This is a genomic window from Mycobacterium sp. Dal123C01, from assembly GCF_052566995.1.
Map to the genome: position 1 here is coordinate 3,844,737 of NZ_CP199580.1, position 18,848 is coordinate 3,863,584.

At 63.0% G+C, this 18,848-nt stretch carries 16 protein-coding genes; 6 read left to right on the forward strand and 10 right to left on the reverse strand.

Going from position 1 to position 18,848, the window contains the following annotated elements:
• The first annotated feature begins 723 nt into the window (after positions 1–723).
• Positions 724–1,659, forward strand: a complete 936-nt coding sequence (locus ACTXG5_RS18115; RefSeq protein WP_445164485.1) for an AraC-like ligand-binding domain-containing protein — start codon at positions 724–726, stop codon at positions 1,657–1,659.
• Positions 1,660–1,886: 227 nt separating this feature from the next.
• On the opposite strand, the gene styD is transcribed toward ACTXG5_RS18115, so the two are convergent.
• The 3 genes from styD to ACTXG5_RS18130 form a co-directional block, all read right to left on the reverse strand.
• Complete coding sequence (styD, locus tag ACTXG5_RS18120) at positions 1,887–3,374, reverse strand: phenylacetaldehyde dehydrogenase StyD (protein WP_445160101.1); 1,488 nt, start codon at positions 3,372–3,374, stop codon at positions 1,887–1,889.
• A 78-nt stretch (positions 3,375–3,452) separates the two neighbouring features.
• On the reverse strand, positions 3,453–5,420 hold the full coding sequence (gene asnB / locus ACTXG5_RS18125) for an asparagine synthase (glutamine-hydrolyzing) (RefSeq protein WP_445160102.1): 1,968 nt from the start codon (positions 5,418–5,420) through the stop codon (positions 3,453–3,455).
• Positions 5,421–5,533: 113 nt separating this feature from the next.
• Positions 5,534–7,114 carry a GMC family oxidoreductase gene (locus tag ACTXG5_RS18130; protein WP_445160103.1) on the reverse strand — a complete coding sequence of 527 codons (1,581 nt, stop codon included), beginning with the start codon at positions 7,112–7,114 and terminating at the stop codon, positions 5,534–5,536.
• Positions 7,115–7,762: 648 nt separating this feature from the next.
• Between ACTXG5_RS18130 and ACTXG5_RS18135 the strand changes: the two genes are divergently transcribed.
• Entirely contained in the window at positions 7,763–8,032 is a 270-nt protein-coding gene (locus ACTXG5_RS18135) for a hypothetical protein (protein WP_445160104.1), read from the forward strand.
• Here the strand turns inward: ACTXG5_RS18135 and ACTXG5_RS18140 are convergent.
• Positions 8,029–8,274 (reverse strand): hypothetical protein, encoded by a 246-nt coding sequence (locus tag ACTXG5_RS18140; RefSeq protein ID WP_445160105.1) that lies wholly within the window; start codon positions 8,272–8,274, stop codon positions 8,029–8,031. The two genes, ACTXG5_RS18135 and ACTXG5_RS18140, sit on opposite strands and share 4 nt — an antisense overlap.
• A gap of 376 nt (positions 8,275–8,650) precedes the next feature.
• Here ACTXG5_RS18140 and ACTXG5_RS18145 point away from each other — a divergent pair, with 376 nt between their 5' ends.
• From ACTXG5_RS18145 to ACTXG5_RS18155, 3 genes are all read left to right on the forward strand, one after another.
• The gene (locus tag ACTXG5_RS18145; protein WP_445160106.1) at positions 8,651–10,339 is read left to right on the forward strand and encodes a GMC family oxidoreductase; all 1,689 of its coding nucleotides are present in this window, start codon (positions 8,651–8,653) and stop codon (positions 10,337–10,339) included.
• Between the two features lie 131 nt (positions 10,340–10,470).
• On the forward strand, positions 10,471–10,926 hold the full coding sequence (locus tag ACTXG5_RS18150; protein WP_445160107.1) for a DUF1942 domain-containing protein: 456 nt from the start codon (positions 10,471–10,473) through the stop codon (positions 10,924–10,926).
• Between the two features lie 180 nt (positions 10,927–11,106).
• Positions 11,107–11,934, forward strand: a complete 828-nt coding sequence (locus ACTXG5_RS18155; protein WP_445160108.1) for a DUF1906 domain-containing protein — start codon at positions 11,107–11,109, stop codon at positions 11,932–11,934.
• Between the two features lie 27 nt (positions 11,935–11,961).
• Here the strand turns inward: ACTXG5_RS18155 and ACTXG5_RS18160 are convergent, their stop codons facing one another.
• The 5 genes from ACTXG5_RS18160 to ACTXG5_RS18180 all read right to left on the reverse strand — a co-directional run bounded on the left by ACTXG5_RS18160 (position 11,962) and on the right by ACTXG5_RS18180 (position 17,733).
• Entirely contained in the window at positions 11,962–12,573 is a 612-nt protein-coding gene (locus ACTXG5_RS18160) for an LGFP repeat-containing protein (protein ID WP_445160109.1), read from the reverse strand.
• Between the two features lie 112 nt (positions 12,574–12,685).
• Positions 12,686–14,965 (reverse strand): putative bifunctional diguanylate cyclase/phosphodiesterase, encoded by a 2,280-nt coding sequence (locus tag ACTXG5_RS18165; RefSeq protein ID WP_445160110.1) that lies wholly within the window; start codon positions 14,963–14,965, stop codon positions 12,686–12,688.
• A gap of 330 nt (positions 14,966–15,295) precedes the next feature.
• On the reverse strand, positions 15,296–15,616 hold the full coding sequence (locus tag ACTXG5_RS18170; RefSeq protein WP_445160111.1) for a hypothetical protein: 321 nt from the start codon (positions 15,614–15,616) through the stop codon (positions 15,296–15,298).
• Between the two features lie 164 nt (positions 15,617–15,780).
• Complete coding sequence (locus ACTXG5_RS18175; protein ID WP_445160112.1) at positions 15,781–16,203, reverse strand: hypothetical protein; 423 nt, start codon at positions 16,201–16,203, stop codon at positions 15,781–15,783.
• A gap of 1,032 nt (positions 16,204–17,235) precedes the next feature.
• Positions 17,236–17,733 carry a nitroreductase/quinone reductase family protein gene (locus tag ACTXG5_RS18180; protein WP_445160113.1) on the reverse strand — a complete coding sequence of 166 codons (498 nt, stop codon included), beginning with the start codon at positions 17,731–17,733 and terminating at the stop codon, positions 17,236–17,238.
• Positions 17,734–17,770: 37 nt separating this feature from the next.
• Between ACTXG5_RS18180 and ACTXG5_RS18185 the strand changes: the two genes are divergently transcribed.
• Positions 17,771–17,911, forward strand: coding sequence for a hypothetical protein (locus ACTXG5_RS18185; RefSeq protein ID WP_445160114.1), 141 nt, complete (start codon positions 17,771–17,773; stop codon positions 17,909–17,911).
• Here the strand turns inward: ACTXG5_RS18185 and ACTXG5_RS18190 are convergent.
• Entirely contained in the window at positions 17,908–18,693 is a 786-nt protein-coding gene (locus ACTXG5_RS18190; RefSeq protein WP_445160115.1) for a helix-turn-helix transcriptional regulator, read from the reverse strand. The genes ACTXG5_RS18185 and ACTXG5_RS18190 overlap by 4 nt on opposite strands.
• Positions 18,694–18,848: the final 155 nt, after the last annotated feature.

Genomic DNA, 18,848 nt, shown 5'->3' on the forward strand with positions numbered 1-18,848 from the left:
CACCTAACCACCGCTATGTCGACGGTGTCTTGGGTTTCCAGGCTGCGTCGTTCCTTGACGGCTGGCTGCCTTCCTGGTTGCCAGCTCGCCGGTAACTACACGCTCGACATCCGAGAGTGGGTCCTCCCTGCGCGGCAGGGAATGTCAGCTCATCGGCTGTAGGGCTGGTATGCCCACATACCCGGCTTGGCTGACCAACCGCCACTTCAAGTCCAAGGACGCCCTGCTCAATGACGGTCAATGTATTATTTGTTATGTCCCGAGACAGGGAGCTGCCCGCACGCCATTCTGTCGTTGTTGCCATCCGGCGTGCGAGTTGGAGCGAATGTTTGACTACAACGCACACCAGCCCGCCTATGCCGGGACGCTCGTCGTCGCTGCCACGGCGGCCGCGGCGAGAATCCATTGGGCCAACCGCGCCCGGCGGTGACACGCCACCGACCCGCCGCGGGTTACAGGTACGCGCGGAACAGCGGCTTTGATGCTCACCTCGCGGGCAGGCCGTGCATCCTGTGAATTTACCGTGTTGTGCCCTGGGCGATTCCGCGCATGCTGGCACCATCTCGACGTCGGTCGGCTCAATCGACTATTGGCAGAGTTGCCGGCACGCTCTGCAATTTCGTTGGTCTCAGTCGGGCGCGAGCCGGCCCGCTCGAGGTGGGGTTCTCCCTCGTGACGGAGAATGAGGTTGCGCGGATTGTCGACCCGGACGAACAGCACGAAATCAACGGGCGCCGCTTCGGTGTGGAACCGTTCGAGCGGTGGCGTGAAGAAATCGGCGCAGCCTTTGTGCCACTCGACGCATTCTCGAACGCCTCTGACGGTGTTAGCCGTTTCACCGGCGCGTTGAAGTCCGGCGCTGTGGGAGCTTTGCCGATGAACGAAGTCTCCGGGCGTCAAGTCGATGTCCACCGCACCCGCAGGACGATTCGAGACAGCGACCCGGGCGTGGTCAAGGTGGGTCTGCAACTTCGGGGCCGCGGGGTGGTGGTTCAGCAAGAACGTGAAGCGACGTTGTTCCCCGGCGACTTCGCTCTGTACGACACCAGCGTGCCCTTCACACTGCATTTCGACGGTGAATTCACAACGTTCGTCGTGACGATACCCCGCGCCTCGCTGAAGATCCCCTCGAAGAGCCTGGCCGCGGTGACCGCGGTTAGTATCCCTGCCGACAAGGGCGCGGGTTCACTGGTGTCACCGTTTCTACAGGGACTCTGGCGGGGTCTGATCGCAGGATCGCCCACCAGCGCGCGCTTCGAGGACGCGGTCATCGATCTCGTCAGTGGCGCACTCGACGAGGAGACATCGCGTGCGCTGGGCCCATCGGGAGTTGGGATAGTCCGCTGCGCGAAGTACTTCATCGATGCCCACCTCGCCGATCCGGCTCTTGACACCTCAATGGTCGCGGCGGCACACCATATTTCGCCTCGCTATCTGCAGAAGCTGTTCGAGGCGGAGGGTCTCACCGTGGCCGGATGGATCCGAACGAGACGGCTCCAGCGCTGCCATAGAGACCTCCAGGACCCTTTGTTGGCGTCGGTGGGAATCGGCCTCATCTGCGCACGCCACGGATTCGCCGACGCGAACCACTTTTCACGGCTCTTCAAACAAGCCTACGGCGTCTCGCCGCGCTCGTTGCGTGAACGCCTTCACCTTTGACTCGTAGGGTGTGCCGTCGTTGACTTCAGTTACAGCGCGCAGTCGGATCTCGACAGTGACACGCGCTGCAACGTCGGAATCTGACTCAGGGAGCTCTGGGGTAGGCATCGCGAAACCGTTGCAGGCATGGGTTTCCCGTCAACCGACCGACTCTTGAACCGTGGCACGTTGCGTAGGGGTTCCGGTCATCATCGTCATCAGCAGCTCATGGCCCTGCCGCTGTCCGGCTACAGAATGATCGTGATGACCTTCTCTTCAGTATCGGCCTCGATGCCTGCCCAGCCGAGTTCGCGGCCGGTTCCGCTGGTCTTCATGCCACCCCAGGGAAGCGCAGGATCGATTGCCGCCCAGCCGTTTACCCACACAGCGCCAGCTCGAACCTGCGCAGCCAAGTGGTGCGCGTGGGACACATCGCGAGTCCAGATACTCGCAGCCAGTCCGTACACGGTGCCGTTTGAGAGCGCGATGGCTTCCTCGGTGGTGTCGAAGGGCATGACCGCTCCGACTGGACCGAAGATCTCTTCCTGGGCAATCTTCGCGTCGGGTTCGACGTCGGCGAAGATGGTCGGCTCGATGAAGAAGCCAGCCATATCGGGACGCCGGCCGCCGGCGGCGACACGGGCTCCCCCGTCGCGGGCCGCCTCAATGTAACCGAGGATCGAGTCACGCTGCCTGCAGTTGATCTGCGCACCCATTGTGGTGGCCGGGTCGAAGGGGTCGCCCAGAACCTGCGCCTCGGCTGCCGCCGAAAGCCTTTCGACCACCTGCGAATACAGTGATCTGTGCACGAGCACGCGGGTGCCCGCGGCACAGATTTGCCCCTGGTTGAAGAACAGGCCCATTGCCGTGCCCTTGACCGCGGCGTCGAGATCGGCGTCGGCCAGGATGATCTGTGGTGATTTACCGCCCAGCTCCAAGGTTGTGCGTTTGAACGTGTTGGCGGCGCGTTTGGCGATGATCCGCCCGACGCGGGGGCTCCCGGTGAAACTGATCTTGTCGATGTCGGGGTGGTCGACGATCGCGTCACCGGTGACCGCACCAAGCCCGGGCAGCACACTGACGACCCCGGCGGGGACGCCGGCCTCCTCGATGAGCCGGGCCAGGTGCAGAATTGACAACGGCGCGTCTTCGGGCGGCTTGACCACCACGGTGTTACCTGCCGCCAGGGCCGGGGCGATCTTCCATCCCGCGATCATCAGAGGTGTGTTCCACGGAATGATCGCGCCGATGACACCGACCGGTTCACGCACGGTGTAGGAATGCGTGGGTTTCCCGAAGTAGCCGGCGGTCGGAATGGTTGCGCCGCCGATCTTGTCGGCCCAGCCCGCGAAGTGACGGAATGTGGCTGCCGCGTTGGGGATGTCGAGCATCTTCGGTTGACTGATCGGCTTGCTCACGTCCAGAGCCTCGAGGCGCGCCAGCAGTTCACCGTCGCGCTCGATCAAATCGGCGATCCGGTTGAGCAGCTTGCCGCGAGCAACACCCGGTGTGGCGCCCCACTCGCCGCACAGCTGCGATCGGGCGGCGCGCACTGCGGCATCGACATCGGCGGCGGTCGCGGCCGCGACGACAGCCAACGGTTCTTCGGTGGTGGGGTTGAGATCGATGAAGGTATCCCCGTCTGAGCTGTCTCGCCACTTTCCGGCGATATAGAGCTGGGTTGCGGTGTTCTCTGGCAGGACGGCCGCGGCGGAGACCTCGTTGCGTGTTCTCATGAACTTGTGCCCTTTCGTTATTTTTTGAATCCAAGGCCAGTCGAGAGGCAGCCACGCTAAACGTGAGCCCGGGGCGGGTCACGCCATGGAGAACAGCTCCTGCATCACAATCACACTCGCCACCCTCTGCAGACCGCCTTCCACAGCGATGCGTTGATCGTCCGGGCATTGAAGCAGGCCATCGAGCACCGTTGAGACTTTCTTCATGTCGTAGATCGGCTGGTCCTTCGCCGCTTGCGACGCGAACGTGTCCCGGTAGAAGCCGAGCATCGGGTCATTCGAGTTCCGGGTCGGCGGCGTCGTGAACGGATGCTTCTGCCGGTCGTACACCTCGGGAATCAACACATCCTTCGCAGCCTCCCGCAGCACATGCTTTTCCCGAATTCCCTTGACCTTCATGCTCACCGGGACCCGCGCCGCTGCCTCGGCGACGTGGTGATCGAGGAACGGCACCCGTCCCTCGATGGAGTGCGCCATCTCCATCCGATCGGCGAGATAGTTCAAGACGAAGTTCGGCAACACCGTCTTGGCATTGACGTAGAGCATCTGGTTGAGCCGGTCGCGGCCCGCGACACGTTGTGCCACCGGCAAGCGGTCCAGCGCAGACACCAGCGGCTGAAACTGCCTAACGGATACCGGGACATCATCGCGGAACAACGGGGCCAAGATATTCGCCGGGGCCGCAGTGAAGTTGAGCGTTGCGGGCAGCCACCCGAGCCTGCGCTGCACTGCCTGCATCTCCGGGCTGTCGACCTGTTCCGGCATCAACAACGCGCGAGTCGCCGCGTTGGCGCCGAGCATCTCGTCGAAGAGCACCGATTTCTCGGCAGCGCTCAACGTCGCATTGTCATTGAGCGCGTCGACCCGGAAGAACGCATAGCCTCCCAGCATTTCGTCGGCGCCTTCGCCGGTGAACACCACTTTGATGCCGGCCGCTCGCACGGCACGGCTGAGCAGATACTTGGCAACGCCGTGGCCGTTGAACATCTGCGTTTCGGCATGCCACACCGCATCCTTGAACGCGTCGGCGATATCCCGCCCCGTGATCGGAATGGGGTGGAAGGTCGCGCCGACGTGTTTGGCCTGAGCTTCAGCGATGCTGGCTTCGTCATACAGCGCGTTGTCAAAGGTGAGCGTGAACGCGCGGATCGGCCGGTCCATCTCCTGCTGCGCGAGCCCGAGGACGGCGCACGAGTCGGTGCCACCACTCAGATAGCACGCGACCTCGACATCGGCGACCAGTCGTTGCCGCACGGAATCGCGCAGAGCCTCGCGGAATTCGTCGACGACGTCGGCCTCGCTTCGTGTGTCCGCCCGCATCTGCTCAGCAGTCGGGATCTCCCAATCCCAATATGGATAGATGCGAACATCGCCATCCCTGGCGATCGCATAGCAACCTGGCGGCACCGTACTGATTCCGGCGAACTCGGTTTTCTCGTGAGATCTGCCGGTGCCTCCGGTGGCGCCCTCCAGATCCCATGCGGCCGGCACACCCAGCGCCAACAGTGCCTTGATCTCCGATGCGAAGAACACGTCGCCGTTCACCACTGCGTAGTAGAGCGGCTTGACCCCGAAGCGGTCGCGGATCGCGATCATCTCCTGTTGGCGTTCATCGGCGATGATCACCGCGAACTCACCCCGCAGTTTCGTGGCGGCCTGCATCCCGCGCTCCTGATAGAGGTGCACCGCGATTTCGCTGTCGCTGTCGGTGGAGAAACGATAGCCGCTTGCTCGCAGACGCTCGCGAAGCTCGCGGTAACCGTAGAATTCGCCGTTCACCACGACATGAACCGCGCCATCCGGGCTGGCCATGGGCTGGCTGCCGTTCCTCAGACCGATGATCGACAACCGCGTGTGTCCGAGCGTCCATTGCCCGTCCCGTGACGTCCAGGTGCCGGTGCCGTCCGGCCCGCGGTGTTCCAACAGCTTGAGCGCTGTATTCCGTCGTTCGGTTGACAGGCCGTTCCTCGTCATCGTGGCGAATATTCCGCACATGCGTTCTGTCCTCCAGTGTGTCGGCGCCCCACTTGAGGGCACTACAGACATTCTTCGTCATCATCGCGACCATTCTCCCGAATACTGTTGCGGTGACTGCGTTTTCGTTCCGGACCCAGGATCTGGCCCACCGCCAAGCGCCGCCGGCCGCCACTGGTCCGCGATCAAGACAGGATCAGGTCAGCGGCCTTCTCACCGATCAGCACGGTGGGTGCATGGGTGTGGCCACGGATGATGGTCGGCATCACCGAAGCGTCCGCGACTCGCAGCCGCTCGACGCCGCGCACCCTCAGCTGCGGGTCCACCACGCTTGCGTCGTCATTTCCCATCCGGCATGTCCCCACCGGGTGATAGAGGGTGTGCGACAGCGAGTTCAATCCACGTTCAAGTGTCTCGTCGTCCAAGGTTTCGGCGAACAACGGCCTGGCGATCTTCCCGATGACACCGCGCAGGGCCGGTGACGCAGCAATGGTCGCCGTCATCCGCAGACCCGCCATCAGGGCCGCGCGGTCGGCGCCGTCGTCATCGGTGAGATAGCGCGGGTCGATGATCGGCTTGGCCCTCGGATCGGAAGAACGCAACGTGATGGTGCCGCGGCTGCGCGGTTTCAGCAGGATCGGGCCCATCACGACGGCGTGGCGATCGTAGGGGTCGCCGATGCCCTCATCGAAATACGGTGTGGGCGCGAAGATCAACTCGAGGTCGGGCAGCTCGAGATCGGGGCGGCTCTTCACGATGCCGTACGCCTCCCCCAAGTTCGAAGTGAGCATGCCGCGCCGCCGCAGCAGGTAGTTGAGCAGCTCGATCGGCTTCTCGGCGTCGAACAGGGTGTTGTCGGGGACGTCGAACCCCAGAAGCACGGCGAGATGGTCGATCAGGTTGCGGCCCACGTCGGGGGCATGCTGTATCAGATCCACCCCGTGCTCGGCGAGGTGGTCATGATCACCGATGCCCGACAGCATCAACAGTTGCGGGCTGTTGACGGCACCCCCACACAGCACCACCTCACGACGTGCGCGGACGACGCGGCGCGCACCGCCGTGCTCGAATTCCACGCCGACCGCCCGGTTTCCGTCGAACACCACCTTGGCCACGGCCGCTTCGGTGAGCACCGTCAGGTTGTCCCGCTTGAGCGCGGGCTTGAGGTATGCGTCGGCGGTGCTCCACCTGGCGCCCCGGCGCTGGTTGACGCGTGTCTCGCAAAAGCCTTCAGGGGCAGCCTGATCCGGTGGGTTGATCCGATGGCCGCACTCCTGCACGGCGGTCAGCCACGCTGCGGTGGACGGCCGCGGACTGCGCTGACGGGAGATGGTCAGCGGGCCGTTCTCGATGCGGTCGAAGTAGTGCACGATGTTCGCATAGCCCCACTGCTCGCCCGCGTGCTCGGCCCATTCGTCGTAGTCGGCGGCGAAGCCGCGCACCCACATCATCGCGTTCATCGACGACGAGCCGCCGAGCATCTTGCCTCGGGGCCAATAGATCTCGCGGCCGTCCAGTTCCTTCTGCGGCTCGGTCTGGTAATCCCAGTCCATCTCGCTGCGCATCAGCTTGGCGAACCCGGCCGGGATGTGGATGAACTTGTCCTTGTCCCTGGGTCCGGCTTCCAGCGCCACCACCTGGACGGAGGGTTGCGCACTGAGCCGGTTGGCCACCACGGCTCCGGCAGAGCCCGTTCCCACGACAACGTAGTCGGCCTCCACAGCGGCGCTGAACTTTGAGAACTCTCGAGATTCATTGCTTGTCATGGGGTTACCTTTCGGTTCTGCACCGGCGGTAGGGATCGGTGTCGAAAATTGCAGTGCTAGAGGGTGTCAGCGCCCCACCTGAGGGCACTACCTGTCTCCACGAGGAATAACGACGAAACCGTGTCCGGCGACGTGTCGATAAACGAACTGTTTCTGGATATTTGCGTACCGTGATATGCGGGCGCCCCAGGACTCGCGGGACGATCAACGCGACGGCAGCAACAAACCCGGCGTACACCGCGGCCGAACATGGCGTCTGCCCCGCTCGGGAGTGCGGCCGCTGTCAGAGCGACGAATGCGTCGTAGGACCAGTAAAACTCGCCACGCGCCTGGTACGGCGTGGTCCACTTGCCGGGATGTGTGAATTCTCAGTTACATGGATCGAGTCAAATCACCTGTTGCATGCGTTTGCAAGTACCTCGGGGCGTATGCCTTGATCGGTGATGACGGTGGCGATCCCGAGTTCCACTTGCTGCCCCCGGCCGCGCTAGTACCAAATACCTGCATGGAAGATCTCTTCTGATCGCTTCCCGCTCATGTCATCGAGTCAATGCCGCATTGCGTTGCATGTCCAAGACCTGCTCCACATTGCGCGATGCAAATCAGGCATCGTGCCTGCCCCGCGCGCCGAGGCGCTCGAGGACCACAGTGAGCTCATCACTGATTCGGCATCGCAGGGTCGTGGACCTCGGCCCTGCGACTGGTCGGATACTTCGACTCTCCCAGCGCCTCGACACCACCTACGCCGCACTCGTCGACGGTCACATCGACGAACTGAACGGCTGGATCACCGCGTGGGCACCCTCGACGTCTACCCAGGAAGTCAAAGCCCTTGCTACGCACGGCATCTACAGCCAGGTAGGCAGGTCGACTACTAAGCCCGGCGGCGCTCGCCGTCCGTGCCGTATCCGCTCCTAACCCATTGTCAAGATCGCGCCCGCGGCGACGCCAATCACCGTTACAAGGGCCACCAAAATCACCGCGACCGCCGTTCGCACGATCTCTTCTTCCATGAGTCGCCAGTGCGGCCTCGATTCGACGAGAACGGTGTCCCCTCGACGTGCAACTGCGTTCATTTTTGCGACCGCCAAAAGGAGATCGTCATGCCCGTCGGCCGCGTCTTTGTCGACTGGGTGGTGCGCGGCGATTGCGGTGGTCATATCAGCCCCCAGGCTTGCGGACGCCGATAGGCGTTATTGGGTGGGTAGGTCGGAACTGCGGCCTTCTGGTATGTCCAAAGATACGAGTGCGAGATCACGATTGCGGTAACGATGCTTAACGGTCACGGCACACAATCGTGCTCCCGTACTGCGCGGCGAGCCGTGTGAGCCGCCGTTGAGCTGCCATCATGACGGAAGACCTTCTCGCTTCACCACGCTGGAGAAATTTGCTCGTAGAAGATTTTTCATGTGCCACAACAATTTTCAGAAGTCGAAGACAACGCGCATGTTCAAGGCCAATCATTCCTCGACGAGATGTGGTGGTCATCGCGCACACTAGGACTCGCATCCGACGCTATGGAGGACCGATACCGGAATGAGCCCGGTCGCCGAATTCGACATCGTCATCGTGGGAGCAGGCAGCGCAGGCTGCCTGCTCGCCAATCGGCTCAGCGCCAACCCTGATCGCCGTGTCCTCTTGATAGAGGCCGGCGGCAAAGACGACTGGTTCTGGATCAAGGTGCCGGTGGGCTATCTGTACACAATCGCCAACGCGCGCACCGACTGGTGCTTCACGACCGAGGCCGACCCCGGCCTGGCCGGGCGCAGCATTCACTACGCGCGGGGCCGTGTCATCGGAGGCTGCTCGTCGATCAATGCCATGATCCACATGCGCGGACAGGCGAGCGACTACGACCTGTGGGCGCAGGCCACCGGTGACGAGCGATGGCGTTGGGGTGGCCCGAACAGTCCAGGCGAGACGCTGGCGATCTACAAAAAGTTGGAGGACTACTTCGGCGGCGCCGACGACTGGCACGGCGCCGGTGGCGAGATCGCTGTCGAGCGGCCACGTGTGCGCTGGAAGATCTTGGACGCCTGGCAGGCCGCCGCTGCCGAGGTGGGCATCTCCCCGATCGATGAATTCAACCGGGGCGTCAACGCCGGCTCTGCGTACTTTCATGTCAACCAGCGGCGTGGCCGTCGCTGGTCGATGGCCGATGCCTTCCTGCATCCCATCGCCCATCGGCCGAACCTCACCGTCTACACGCAGACCCAGGCCTTGCGGCTCCTGATGGACGACCAGGTCCCGGAGGATCAGCGTCGCGGGGCCTGGACGACAGCCCAGCGCCGCGTCATTGGCCTGCGGCTTCTCAGAGGCGGCCAAATCATCGACGTCCGAGCCCGCCACGAGGTGATCTTGAGCGCCGGAGCTATTGGCTCGCCGCATCTGATGCAGGTCTCGGGCCTCGGCCCAGCCGGCCTGCTTGCCCAACATCAAGTGCCGGTGGCCGTCGATCTGCCAGGCGTGGGCGAAAACCTCCAGGACCACCTGCAGATCCGCACCATCTATCGGATCCAGGGCGCCCCGACCGTCAATACGCTGTACCGGAACTGGATCAGCCGTGCGGGCATGGGACTTCAGTGCCTGCTGTTGCGATCGGGGCCCATGACGATGCCGCCTTCCACGCTAGGGGCTTTCGCCAAGAGCGACCCCGCGCTGGAAAGTGCCGATCTGGAGTGGCATGTGCAGCCCTTGTCGTTGCCGAAGTTCGGCGAACCCCTGCACCCCTTCGGGGCGATCACTCCTTCGGTCTGCAATCTCCGACCCAGCTCGCGAGGCCATGTGCGCATGGCCAGTGCAGATCCCCTGACCTACCCGAAGATCTTCTGCAATTACCTGTCCACTGACGCCGATCGTCAAATCGCCGTGCGGGGCCTCCGGATGACCCGGCAGATCATGGCGGCGCCGGCTCTGGCCCGCTACCGCCCGCAGGAGTTGTTACCCGGTCCGCAACTGGCGAGCGATGACGAGCTGCAGAAGGCGGCCGGTGAACTCGGTACGACTATTTTCCATCCAGTTGGTACCTGCGCGATGGGAGCCTTTGACGCCCACGGGCGACCACGTTCGGCCGCCACGGTGGTCGACACCGACTGCCGCGTGTATCGCGTCGCCGGACTTCGAGTGGTCGATGCGTCGACTATGCCCACCATCATTTCGGGCAACACGAACGCGCCGGTCATGCTCATCGCAGAGCGCGCAGCGCGGGCGATTGTGGAAGCCTAAGCTGCTCCCCCGCTCGCGCGACGCGCGTGCGTCCAGCCGGTGAAACATTGTTTGAAGGGCCGGGCTTTGGATAAACCTCACCTGTGAATCAGCTGCCCTCGACAGCTGACATCTCGCGAAGGGAGCCCAACGTGGCGTTCTCACACATTGCATCGAAGACATCGGCAGTAACGGCCGTATTGGCGGCGGCCGGAATTGTCGCGGCGACACCGGCATTCGCCGATCCGCAATTGCTGGCATTCGGCCAGATGGCAGAGATTTCCAGTATGGGCGGCACCATCGACTACACCGTGAGTAGCCTGCAGCCCAGCGGCCACAACGACGGAGTGTGGTACTCCGACGTGACGGCCAAAGGAGTGAGCGGTAACGCAACTCCGAACATTGGCGACTTCAACGCTCGGGCGGTCAACAGCTCGACGTTCGCGGTGATGAAGGGCAACCAGACCGACGGCCTTCCCGAGGGACCGCTCCCCTTGGGCACCCCGATAACGGGGCGGCTTTACTTCAACGTTCGCAATGGCACGAACCCTGACAGCGTTGTGTACCGGGACGCCGGAGGCACCGACAAGGTCGTCTGGAAGAGCTAGCAACTCGACTAGGCACCCGGGCGTCATCCTTCGGGTCGATCGTCGACGCCGAGTCGTTTCGCACGCGGCGTCCGAGGTCATAGCCGAACGGTCACCCTTTCGTATCCGTTTGGGAACGCAACGGCGTTTCGGCTAGCGCAGCCCTATCGGTAACACCAGTCACATCGTTAACATCGCGCGATGCACGGTTTACCCCCGCTGACCAGCGATGTGCGACCGCGAACAGTTTCTCGGCGCGACGCGCTGCGCTACGCAACAGCGTTGGCCGGTTTGGGTGTCGGATCATTGGCCTGCGGCATGCCTAGGGCGGCCGCCGCCGCTCCTCCCCAACTGATCGACTTCGCCGCGCGCCAGATTCCTGCGCAGCAGATTCGAGCTGCCGGCTATAGCGGGGTGGTCAACTACGTTTCGGAGTCGCGTCCTGGCTCATCGTTTGGCGCCAAGCCGATCACTCGGCCCTACGCCGACTCATTGCAGGCCGCAGGCCTGGTGATCGTCAGTAACTACCAATACGGCAAACCAGGTGGGTCGGCACCGTCGGACTTCACGCGGGGCTACGCCGGCGGCATCGCGGACGCGCGCACCGCCTGGCAGCTGCACACCGCCGCGGGCGGCAGCCAGGGTGCACCGATCTTCTTCACCATCGACGAGGACATCAATCGCGACACCTGGAATCGCACCGCGCTGCCGTGGTTTCGCGGAATCAACTCGGTTCTTGGGGTTCAACGCACGGGGGTCTACGGAGGCGTCAGGGTGTGTCAGTGGGCCGCGGCCGATGGCGTTATTGGGTCTTCGAGCACACCTGGCCGCCGCTGGCTCTGGCAAACTCGAGCCTGGTCCGGTAGTCAGGTCCACCCCGCCGCTGTTCTCTACCAGCGAGTCGTGAGCACCTCGTCCAATCCCGGGCCGAAGGTCGGCGGACTCGAAGTCGACGTCAACGACGTCCTGGCTTCCGATTGCGGCCAGTGGAACCTCCATGGGAGCCATCCAAGTGGCGATGTGCGGTAGTGGCGAGATCGCTGCCCGCACTTCGAGCTAGAGCCCGGATGGCACGACCTTGTCGTTTACCGTCACAACGACCTGGCCGGTCGTCGGGTTGAACTCGATCTTGCCGTGCTCGAAGGTCGACACCTGCAGGTCGCCGACGGCGTTCACATCGCTGATGGGTAAGCCCAGCGGACCGGCCGAACCGTTATTGCCGGTGACCGCGGGCGCGCCGTCGGGGCCGCGTGGGATGTTCCAGGCTTCCCGGATCTTCCCAAGGATGATGTATGCGGGCGTGCCGGCCTCGCCGTTCTTGGCGGTGATCGCGCCACCCTGGAACTGCTGGAAAACCACGCCGCTGTCCCGTGTCCCCGCGTTGCGGTCACCCGTCAGTGGCTTGCCGAGAGCCTGCCGCTGATCCTCGGTTGCTGACGAGTACTTCGCAGCGATCGGACCTGTCAACGTCACCTCGACGTCGCCCACCCCCACGAGCTTCACCTCCGCGGGCTGCGCTGGACTTCTTGACGTGGTGCTGACGTTCACCGCGACCTGAGGCGGTGCCGACGCGTCGACGCTCTTGCCGCCATTGCTGCAGCCCGCAGCGATCAGCGCGACGGCGGCCAGGCCGACGACTGCCGCGTGGCGGTTTGCGATCGTTCTCATGGGCTACCCCCGGGTGTCCTGGCGCGTGGTCTTCGTAGCTCCGAACGAACCTACAAGGCGGTAATAGACGGCGAGCCAGAGCACCTGCTCAGCCGCTCCCTCGTCTGGATGCTTACCTGCCGGTAGCAGATACGGCGATATCGGTAAGCCCTGCCGCCGCACCGAATAGATAGCCTTGTGCGAATCCGCAGCCAGCCATGAATACCGTGTCCGCCTGCTCGGCGGTTTCGATCCCTTCGGCGATCACCTTGAGCCCCAGCGCTTTGCATAAGCCGATGACCGACCGGTACAGGGTGAGGTTTCGTCCCGGCTCGACGCCCGCCGCGAGGCCACGGTCGAGCTTGACGATCTGCACGGGCAGTTCGTGCAAATAGGTCAGCGAGTTGTAACCCGTGCCGAAATCGTCCAGCGCCACGGCGATACCTAGTTCGTTCAACCGTCTGATGGCGGCCGCTCCCTCGGCGAGATCGACGATGGGGACCGTCTCGGTGATCTCCAGGATGAGTCGATGTGGCGACAGCTCGTGCCGCGCAAGCGTACGGCTCACGACGCGTTCGAAATCAACGCTACCCAGCCGCGCGGCACCGATGTTGACGTGAAGGTCCAGATCAAGGCCCGCCGCTTGGATCTGCGCACAGGCCTGATCGAGCACCAGCGAATCGAGTTGTGCCCCCATGCCGTTCGCTTCAGCCAGCGAGACGAAGGTTTGAGGGGGAATTTTTATCCCGCTGGGTGACGTCCACCGAGCAAGTGCTTCGACCGCGACCGGCGTGCCGTCAGGGAGCGCCACCACGGGCTGATATTTGAGCTGAAAGCCCTGCGGAACAGCGCCATTCGCTTGCCGCAGGGCTGTCGTAAAATCCTCCGACACACTGAATGCCGGGCGGTACACCACGGCGGTGTCTTTGCCCAGCCGCTTGCCGGTGTACATCGAGATGTCGGCTTGTCTGAGCAGATCGTCGGAGGTCGGCGGAACGCCGTCGGAACCGGGACTGACCAGGCCCATGCTGGCACGCACCCGCACCGAAGTCCCATGCACCGAGAACGGACTTCGAAGAGCCACTCGGAGCTGGTCGGCGACCATCTCCGGTGCGTCAACAGCGCCGGCAGTGAGGATGGCGAACTCGTCTCCCCCGATGCGGGCTAGCGTGTCGGCGACACCGAGGCAACTCTGTAGGCGCGCGCTGATCGCGCACAGCAACTCGTCGCCGGCCGCATGCCCAAAACGGTCGTTGACCTCTTTGAAGTCGTCGATATCGACAAAGATCAAGACGAACGGGCCGCCGCGGATGGCTTCGTCGAGCCGTTGGGCCAACAGCAATCGATTGGGTAGGCCGGTCAGTGCATCGTGGTGAGCCTGAAAGGCAAGCCGGCGCTTGGCGTCAACAATCTGTTCGGTCAGCATCCGCTGTACCCGCATAGCCACCACGTAGCGGGTCGCGACGAGCAACGCCATCGCCAAGTAGGTGCTGGCGAAGAGTGTGTCGATCCGCTGTCCGACCAGCACTTGAAACGTGAGCAGAGTCGTGCTGCCCATGAAGCCCACATAAGGGAGCGTCAGCTGTGCCCAGTTGGTTGGCTGTTCGTTGTCGTCGTCGGGAGGGCGGGGCCGTGGAGGTAGGACGAGCAGGCTCCACGCGATCAACAGCGGAGCCATGACGAATCCGATGCCGACCCATAGATCCAGCGTCGTCACACCGACGCTGCCAAGGTAGGCGAGCAGCCTGTCCGAGGAGGTGAGGGTGATCACCGCGGCCGCAAGCAGCATGTAGTTGGTCCGGCCTGGCCGGTACGGCGGATACCACATCGCAAGGAGAACCGCGCCCACCACCGTGACGAGCTCGATGGCGGCGATCCCATAAACGACCGCGGTATTAGTCGACCGCGGCAGGGCGGCGCCGCCCATGGCGCCCGCGCGGGCGACGTACACCAGGTGGCAAAACGCCAGCGAGCTCACCAGTCCGTCGAGAACGGTCGTGACGACCGAGGGCCCTACTCGCGGCCGGGGGCGGACGTCGTGCTCACGGCCAGCGCGCACCAGCAGGACCATCGCCACGCCGAACAAGAGGCCGGCAACAAAGTAGGCGACGACGGCAGGTGTCGGCGCGGTTCCGCCGGGGTGGGCGGCGCCGCCCAGCCGCGAGCCACACTCGGCGGTCAGAAAGATTGCTATCGCCGCCAGAAGGGATACTCGCCACCACCGTGATGGGCCGGCCACCCGGCCCACAACGACCAGCCCAACCAGTAATGCGCCAACACACAACGTTGCTTCGAGGACAAACTGCCCGCGTTGCGCCACCGCCACTCCCCACGGGGCGAGCGCGTTGAATGCTGCCGCGATGACGACGACGGCAGATAGCCCAAAATGCAGGCGGTGACTCTGAAGCGACAACGCGCCCCCTCCGGCCCGCGACGTTGAAGCTAAATATCTTCGCAGACTAGTTTGACGACTGTAACCCTTATCGCGAAATTAGCAATACTTCGCCGTTCGGCTACTGCTAATCCATAACTCTCCAACGCACGTCAGACGAAACAGTTATAGCGCTGACCCGCAATATCTTTCGACATGCGGTCCTCGGCCGAACTCCTTGACGCACCTACATGTCTGTCGCGTTTCTTTTAGTGAAGCGCCGACTCGTTCGTCGTCTCCATGGGAAGTACACAACAACCGGGTGCTACCGATCCCAATAAATTAAGGGCGTCCCCGCGTTCCGGTCGCGAACTAGCCCGCCGGCGGCACCGCCGGCGGACGACATACGTTGGCGGCTGGATCCCACCACGAGCCGTTGTCGCATGCCAACGGTTGCGGCCCGACACCGAGTGGCCGACACACATTGGCCGTCGGGTCCCACCACTGGCCTTGCTCACATGCCAGCGGTTGTGGCCCGACACCGAGCGGCCGGCAGACCTTGCCCGTCGGGTCCCACCACTCCCCGTTCGCGCAATCGGCCGAGCTCACTGCCGGCGTCGCGATCGTCACGGTTGCCATCGAGGCCAACGCCATCATGACGACGGCAACAACATGGCGCACGAACATTCTCACTAGGGACCTCCCCTCGTGGTGTATGCATCATCGAACCGGGCGCGGGCACACAGGTCAAGCCCGTCCTGCGCGATCGAACTAAGGACCGGGGCCGTGTTAGTACCGGCGTGATCAAGCCCAACGTGTCTCTTAGCCTCAGCAAAACGATGCGCGGCCATCTGCTGTTAGTCTGCGTCCCTTGCCGCTTGCAGGGCCGTCTTTACGGCGGCAAGCCGCTTTTGGATCTCTTCTGCCGACGGCAGACCCTCGTTCAGCCAACGCTCGGCATCGCGGAGGGTGTCGGCCAAGCTGTCCTTCAGTAGCGACTGAACGGCGTTCCGCGTCAATCGATCCCGGACTTCGGGCGTGCCCGCGTAGGACATCGCCTGTGCCAGCGCGAAAAGCGGCTCTAAGACGATGAAGATGGCCGGACTGGTCAGAGGCGGAGGATCCGATATCGCGGCGTGCTGCCATGCGGTGCAAGCGTTCTCGCAAAAGTCAATCGCCCTAGCGCCATCTATCCCGCCGAGGGATGAGACGAACTCGTGTAGCCGGTCAACCCAGAACCGAACCCATTCTGAGTTTTCCTGCTCTTCAACTTCTTCCACATTCGACTTCTCTCACTGATTGCTGTCCGGTAGAGGGCTGGGCGCCCGGAAGTTCCCGCGTCGCCAACACAGCGGGACCAACGACCGGATCGGTGAAACAAATCCCTCAGAAAGATTCGGCGCAACACCAATCTGGCTTCCTCGCGAGGACGTGGCGAAGAACCGAGGGGTGCACGATCGTTTTGGCAATCCCTTTGAAATCAAACGGCTTCCATTGGTGACCCCAGTTCCAGGCGGGTTCCGCCGACCGAAGCGCGCACTTTCGGATCCCCGTACCGATTACGCGATCGCGTCGTCTAATCACGTCATAAGTAACCTCGCGAGTTGTTCGTCGAGTTTGTGCATCGCAACGCGCTGAAGGACCATAACGATCAACAGGGCGCCCCTGCTGCCGAACACTTTTGACGCAGCGGCGACCATAAACCCACCTGTGGACGTTCCAAGGTGTTCTCATCCTCGTGTACGCGAACGACGGGTGATTCTGCGCCGATGAATTCCTCAACAGCCGTGGTTAATTCGGTACATTGATTCTTCCTGAGTCGAGACGATCAGCGCTTGCACATATGCGTAAATCAGTTGCGTTTGCGCGTATTACCAGCGGCTTGGATGCCAGGAGCGAGGTGCTGTTCGGGCATCGGCTGGCGGACGTACTCAGGGCGATGACGGGGGTACGAAGTTGCCGGTGCTGGGCTGAACTTCGTTAGCCGATACAGCTCTTGACGTCGTTGTGCTCCTTGCACAAGGATGTCCGGCTGTTACACCTCAGCCATGCTGTCGCCGACGATGTGGGCAGCATGAAGATGTTCGCGCCAACTGTGCCTGAGCTGAAGTCGTCGACCCAACTTGCGCCCGCAGTGCCAGGCGTTTTTTGGGGACGCACAACTTCGTGGTGCCGGAGGCCGCGAAGGCCAACCCCATCCCAATGCTGACAACCCACGAAACCACATCCACTTCCACGTTCGTCGTGGTCGTGGCGTTCATTACCGGTCAAGGTGACGTTCAGGGTGCTGGCATGACAGGTTGGTGTCGCGGTTAGTCGGCCGGGCGAAAGGCGATCACGGGGAACGGTCGAGTTCCTGTCGTTCGCTGGTAGCGGTCGTATGGCGAGGGGGCGGCGGTGGCGAGCTGGAAGAGCCGGTCGCGTTCCCGACCGACCAGTTCCTCGGCGCAAAAGCGCCCGCCAAAGTTGCGTCCCAACAACGTGACCTCGGGGTTTGCCTTGACGTTGTGATACCACGCAGGCCTATTGGGCGCGCCGAAGTTCGACGCGATGACAATGACCCGGTTCGCATCGGTGAAGTACGCAAGTGTTGAGGTGCGGATAACGCCGGACTTGGCGCCAGTGTGGGTCAACAGCAACGCGGGAAACGGTGTGACGGATGACAGCCGTCCGCCGGTGAGCCGAATCAGAGGCGGGTCGATGCGCGACCCTATTTGGCGGACGACCGCGACGCCAAGCGCAGTAGTCGCGACATACGTGACCACACGGTGGCCGAACGAGCTACCCGGGTTAACTACCGGAAGCGTCATACATCTCCCCTATGTTGAGCCGCTGCCGGTTGGCAAAGTGCATTCGGCTTTGGTGGTCGGTGTGCGGGCGGTGAAAGACGACGCGGGCGAGGCGGCGTTGTGGCGCCTCGAATATTGCGGCGCCCAAGCGCAGGTATCCAGGATGTGTGATTCCTGGTCGCACGACACCCAGGTTTAGCTACCACCCAAGCGCCGCAGACCGGCTTCGGACGCAGAGCCCGGTTCGGCCCAGAAGGCGACCAGCACATGACCGGTCGTGGGCAACACCATCTGCTGATAGTTGAGATCGAGGGGCCCCACCTGCGGATGGTTCGCCAGCATCACCCCAGCAGCGTCCTGATTGACGTCGTGCCGGGCCCACAGCTGACGGAACCGCGGGCTTTGCTCTATCAACTCGTCGACCAGGCTGATCAGAGCGGGATCGGGACGTTGACCGTACATGGCGCGAACCAACCGGACAGCCCAGGCGGTCAGCCTCTCCCAGTTGCGGTAGAAGTCTCGCAACTCCGGCGAGAGAAACAACCCCCGCACGACGTTAGAGCCGACCCCCAAATGAGGTGACAGCGCCTCGGCAAGCCTATTTGCGGCAACCACAGTCAGGCCCGAGTCAAACACGTGCGCGGCTGCCAGCGGCCAGCCATCGATCAGAGCGCCGATGCCGGGATGCGGCGGCTGCAATGGTTCAAAGCGACCCGCACCGGACTGATGGCGCATCAGGTTTCGCATGTATGCCACGGCGTCGTCATCCAGTCGCAGAGCAACGCCGATTGCATTGAGCACCTGGTCCGACGGATTGTCTTCTCGGCCTTGCTCAAGCCGCAGGTAATAGTCGGTGCTGATGTTGGCGAGTACAGCGACCTCCTCCCTGCGCAGCCCGGCGACTCTACGGCGCCCGCCTGCGGGTAGACCAACGTCTGCGGGCTGAACCAGACTCCGACGGGCGCGCAGAAACTGCGCCAAGGCAGCTACCTGGGCCAAAGCAACTAACCCGCAAACGTTTCACACATCAGCATTGACTCTCCTACCCATGCAAACTCTCGACCGCGGATTTCGTTTCCTTGGGCCCGTCGCGGTTTTCTCACCCTAGACGGCGTCGACCGCTCGGTTGCTGAAGC

What these genes read in the sequence shown, in the direction of transcription:
- ACTXG5_RS18180 (WP_445160113.1), bottom strand. Translation starts at nt 17,733, where the DNA reads ATGACGCTTCCGGTAGTTAACCCGGGTAGCTCGTTCGGCCACCGTGTG.
- ACTXG5_RS18130 (WP_445160103.1), bottom strand. Translation starts at nt 7,114, where the DNA reads ATGACAAGCAATGAATCTCGAGAGTTCTCAAAGTTCAGCGCCGCTGTG.
- ACTXG5_RS18160 (WP_445160109.1), bottom strand. Translation starts at nt 12,573, where the DNA reads ATGAGAACGATCGCAAACCGCCACGCGGCAGTCGTCGGCCTGGCCGCC.
- asnB (WP_445160102.1), bottom strand. Translation starts at nt 5,420, where the DNA reads ATGTCTGTAGTGCCCTCAAGTGGGGCGCCGACACACTGGAGGACAGAA.
- ACTXG5_RS18155 (WP_445160108.1), top strand. Translation starts at nt 11,107, where the DNA reads ATGCACGGTTTACCCCCGCTGACCAGCGATGTGCGACCGCGAACAGTT.
- styD (WP_445160101.1), bottom strand. Translation starts at nt 3,374, where the DNA reads ATGAGAACACGCAACGAGGTCTCCGCCGCGGCCGTCCTGCCAGAGAAC.
- ACTXG5_RS18140 (WP_445160105.1), bottom strand. Translation starts at nt 8,274, where the DNA reads ATGACCACCGCAATCGCCGCGCACCACCCAGTCGACAAAGACGCGGCC.
- ACTXG5_RS18145 (WP_445160106.1), top strand. Translation starts at nt 8,651, where the DNA reads ATGAGCCCGGTCGCCGAATTCGACATCGTCATCGTGGGAGCAGGCAGC.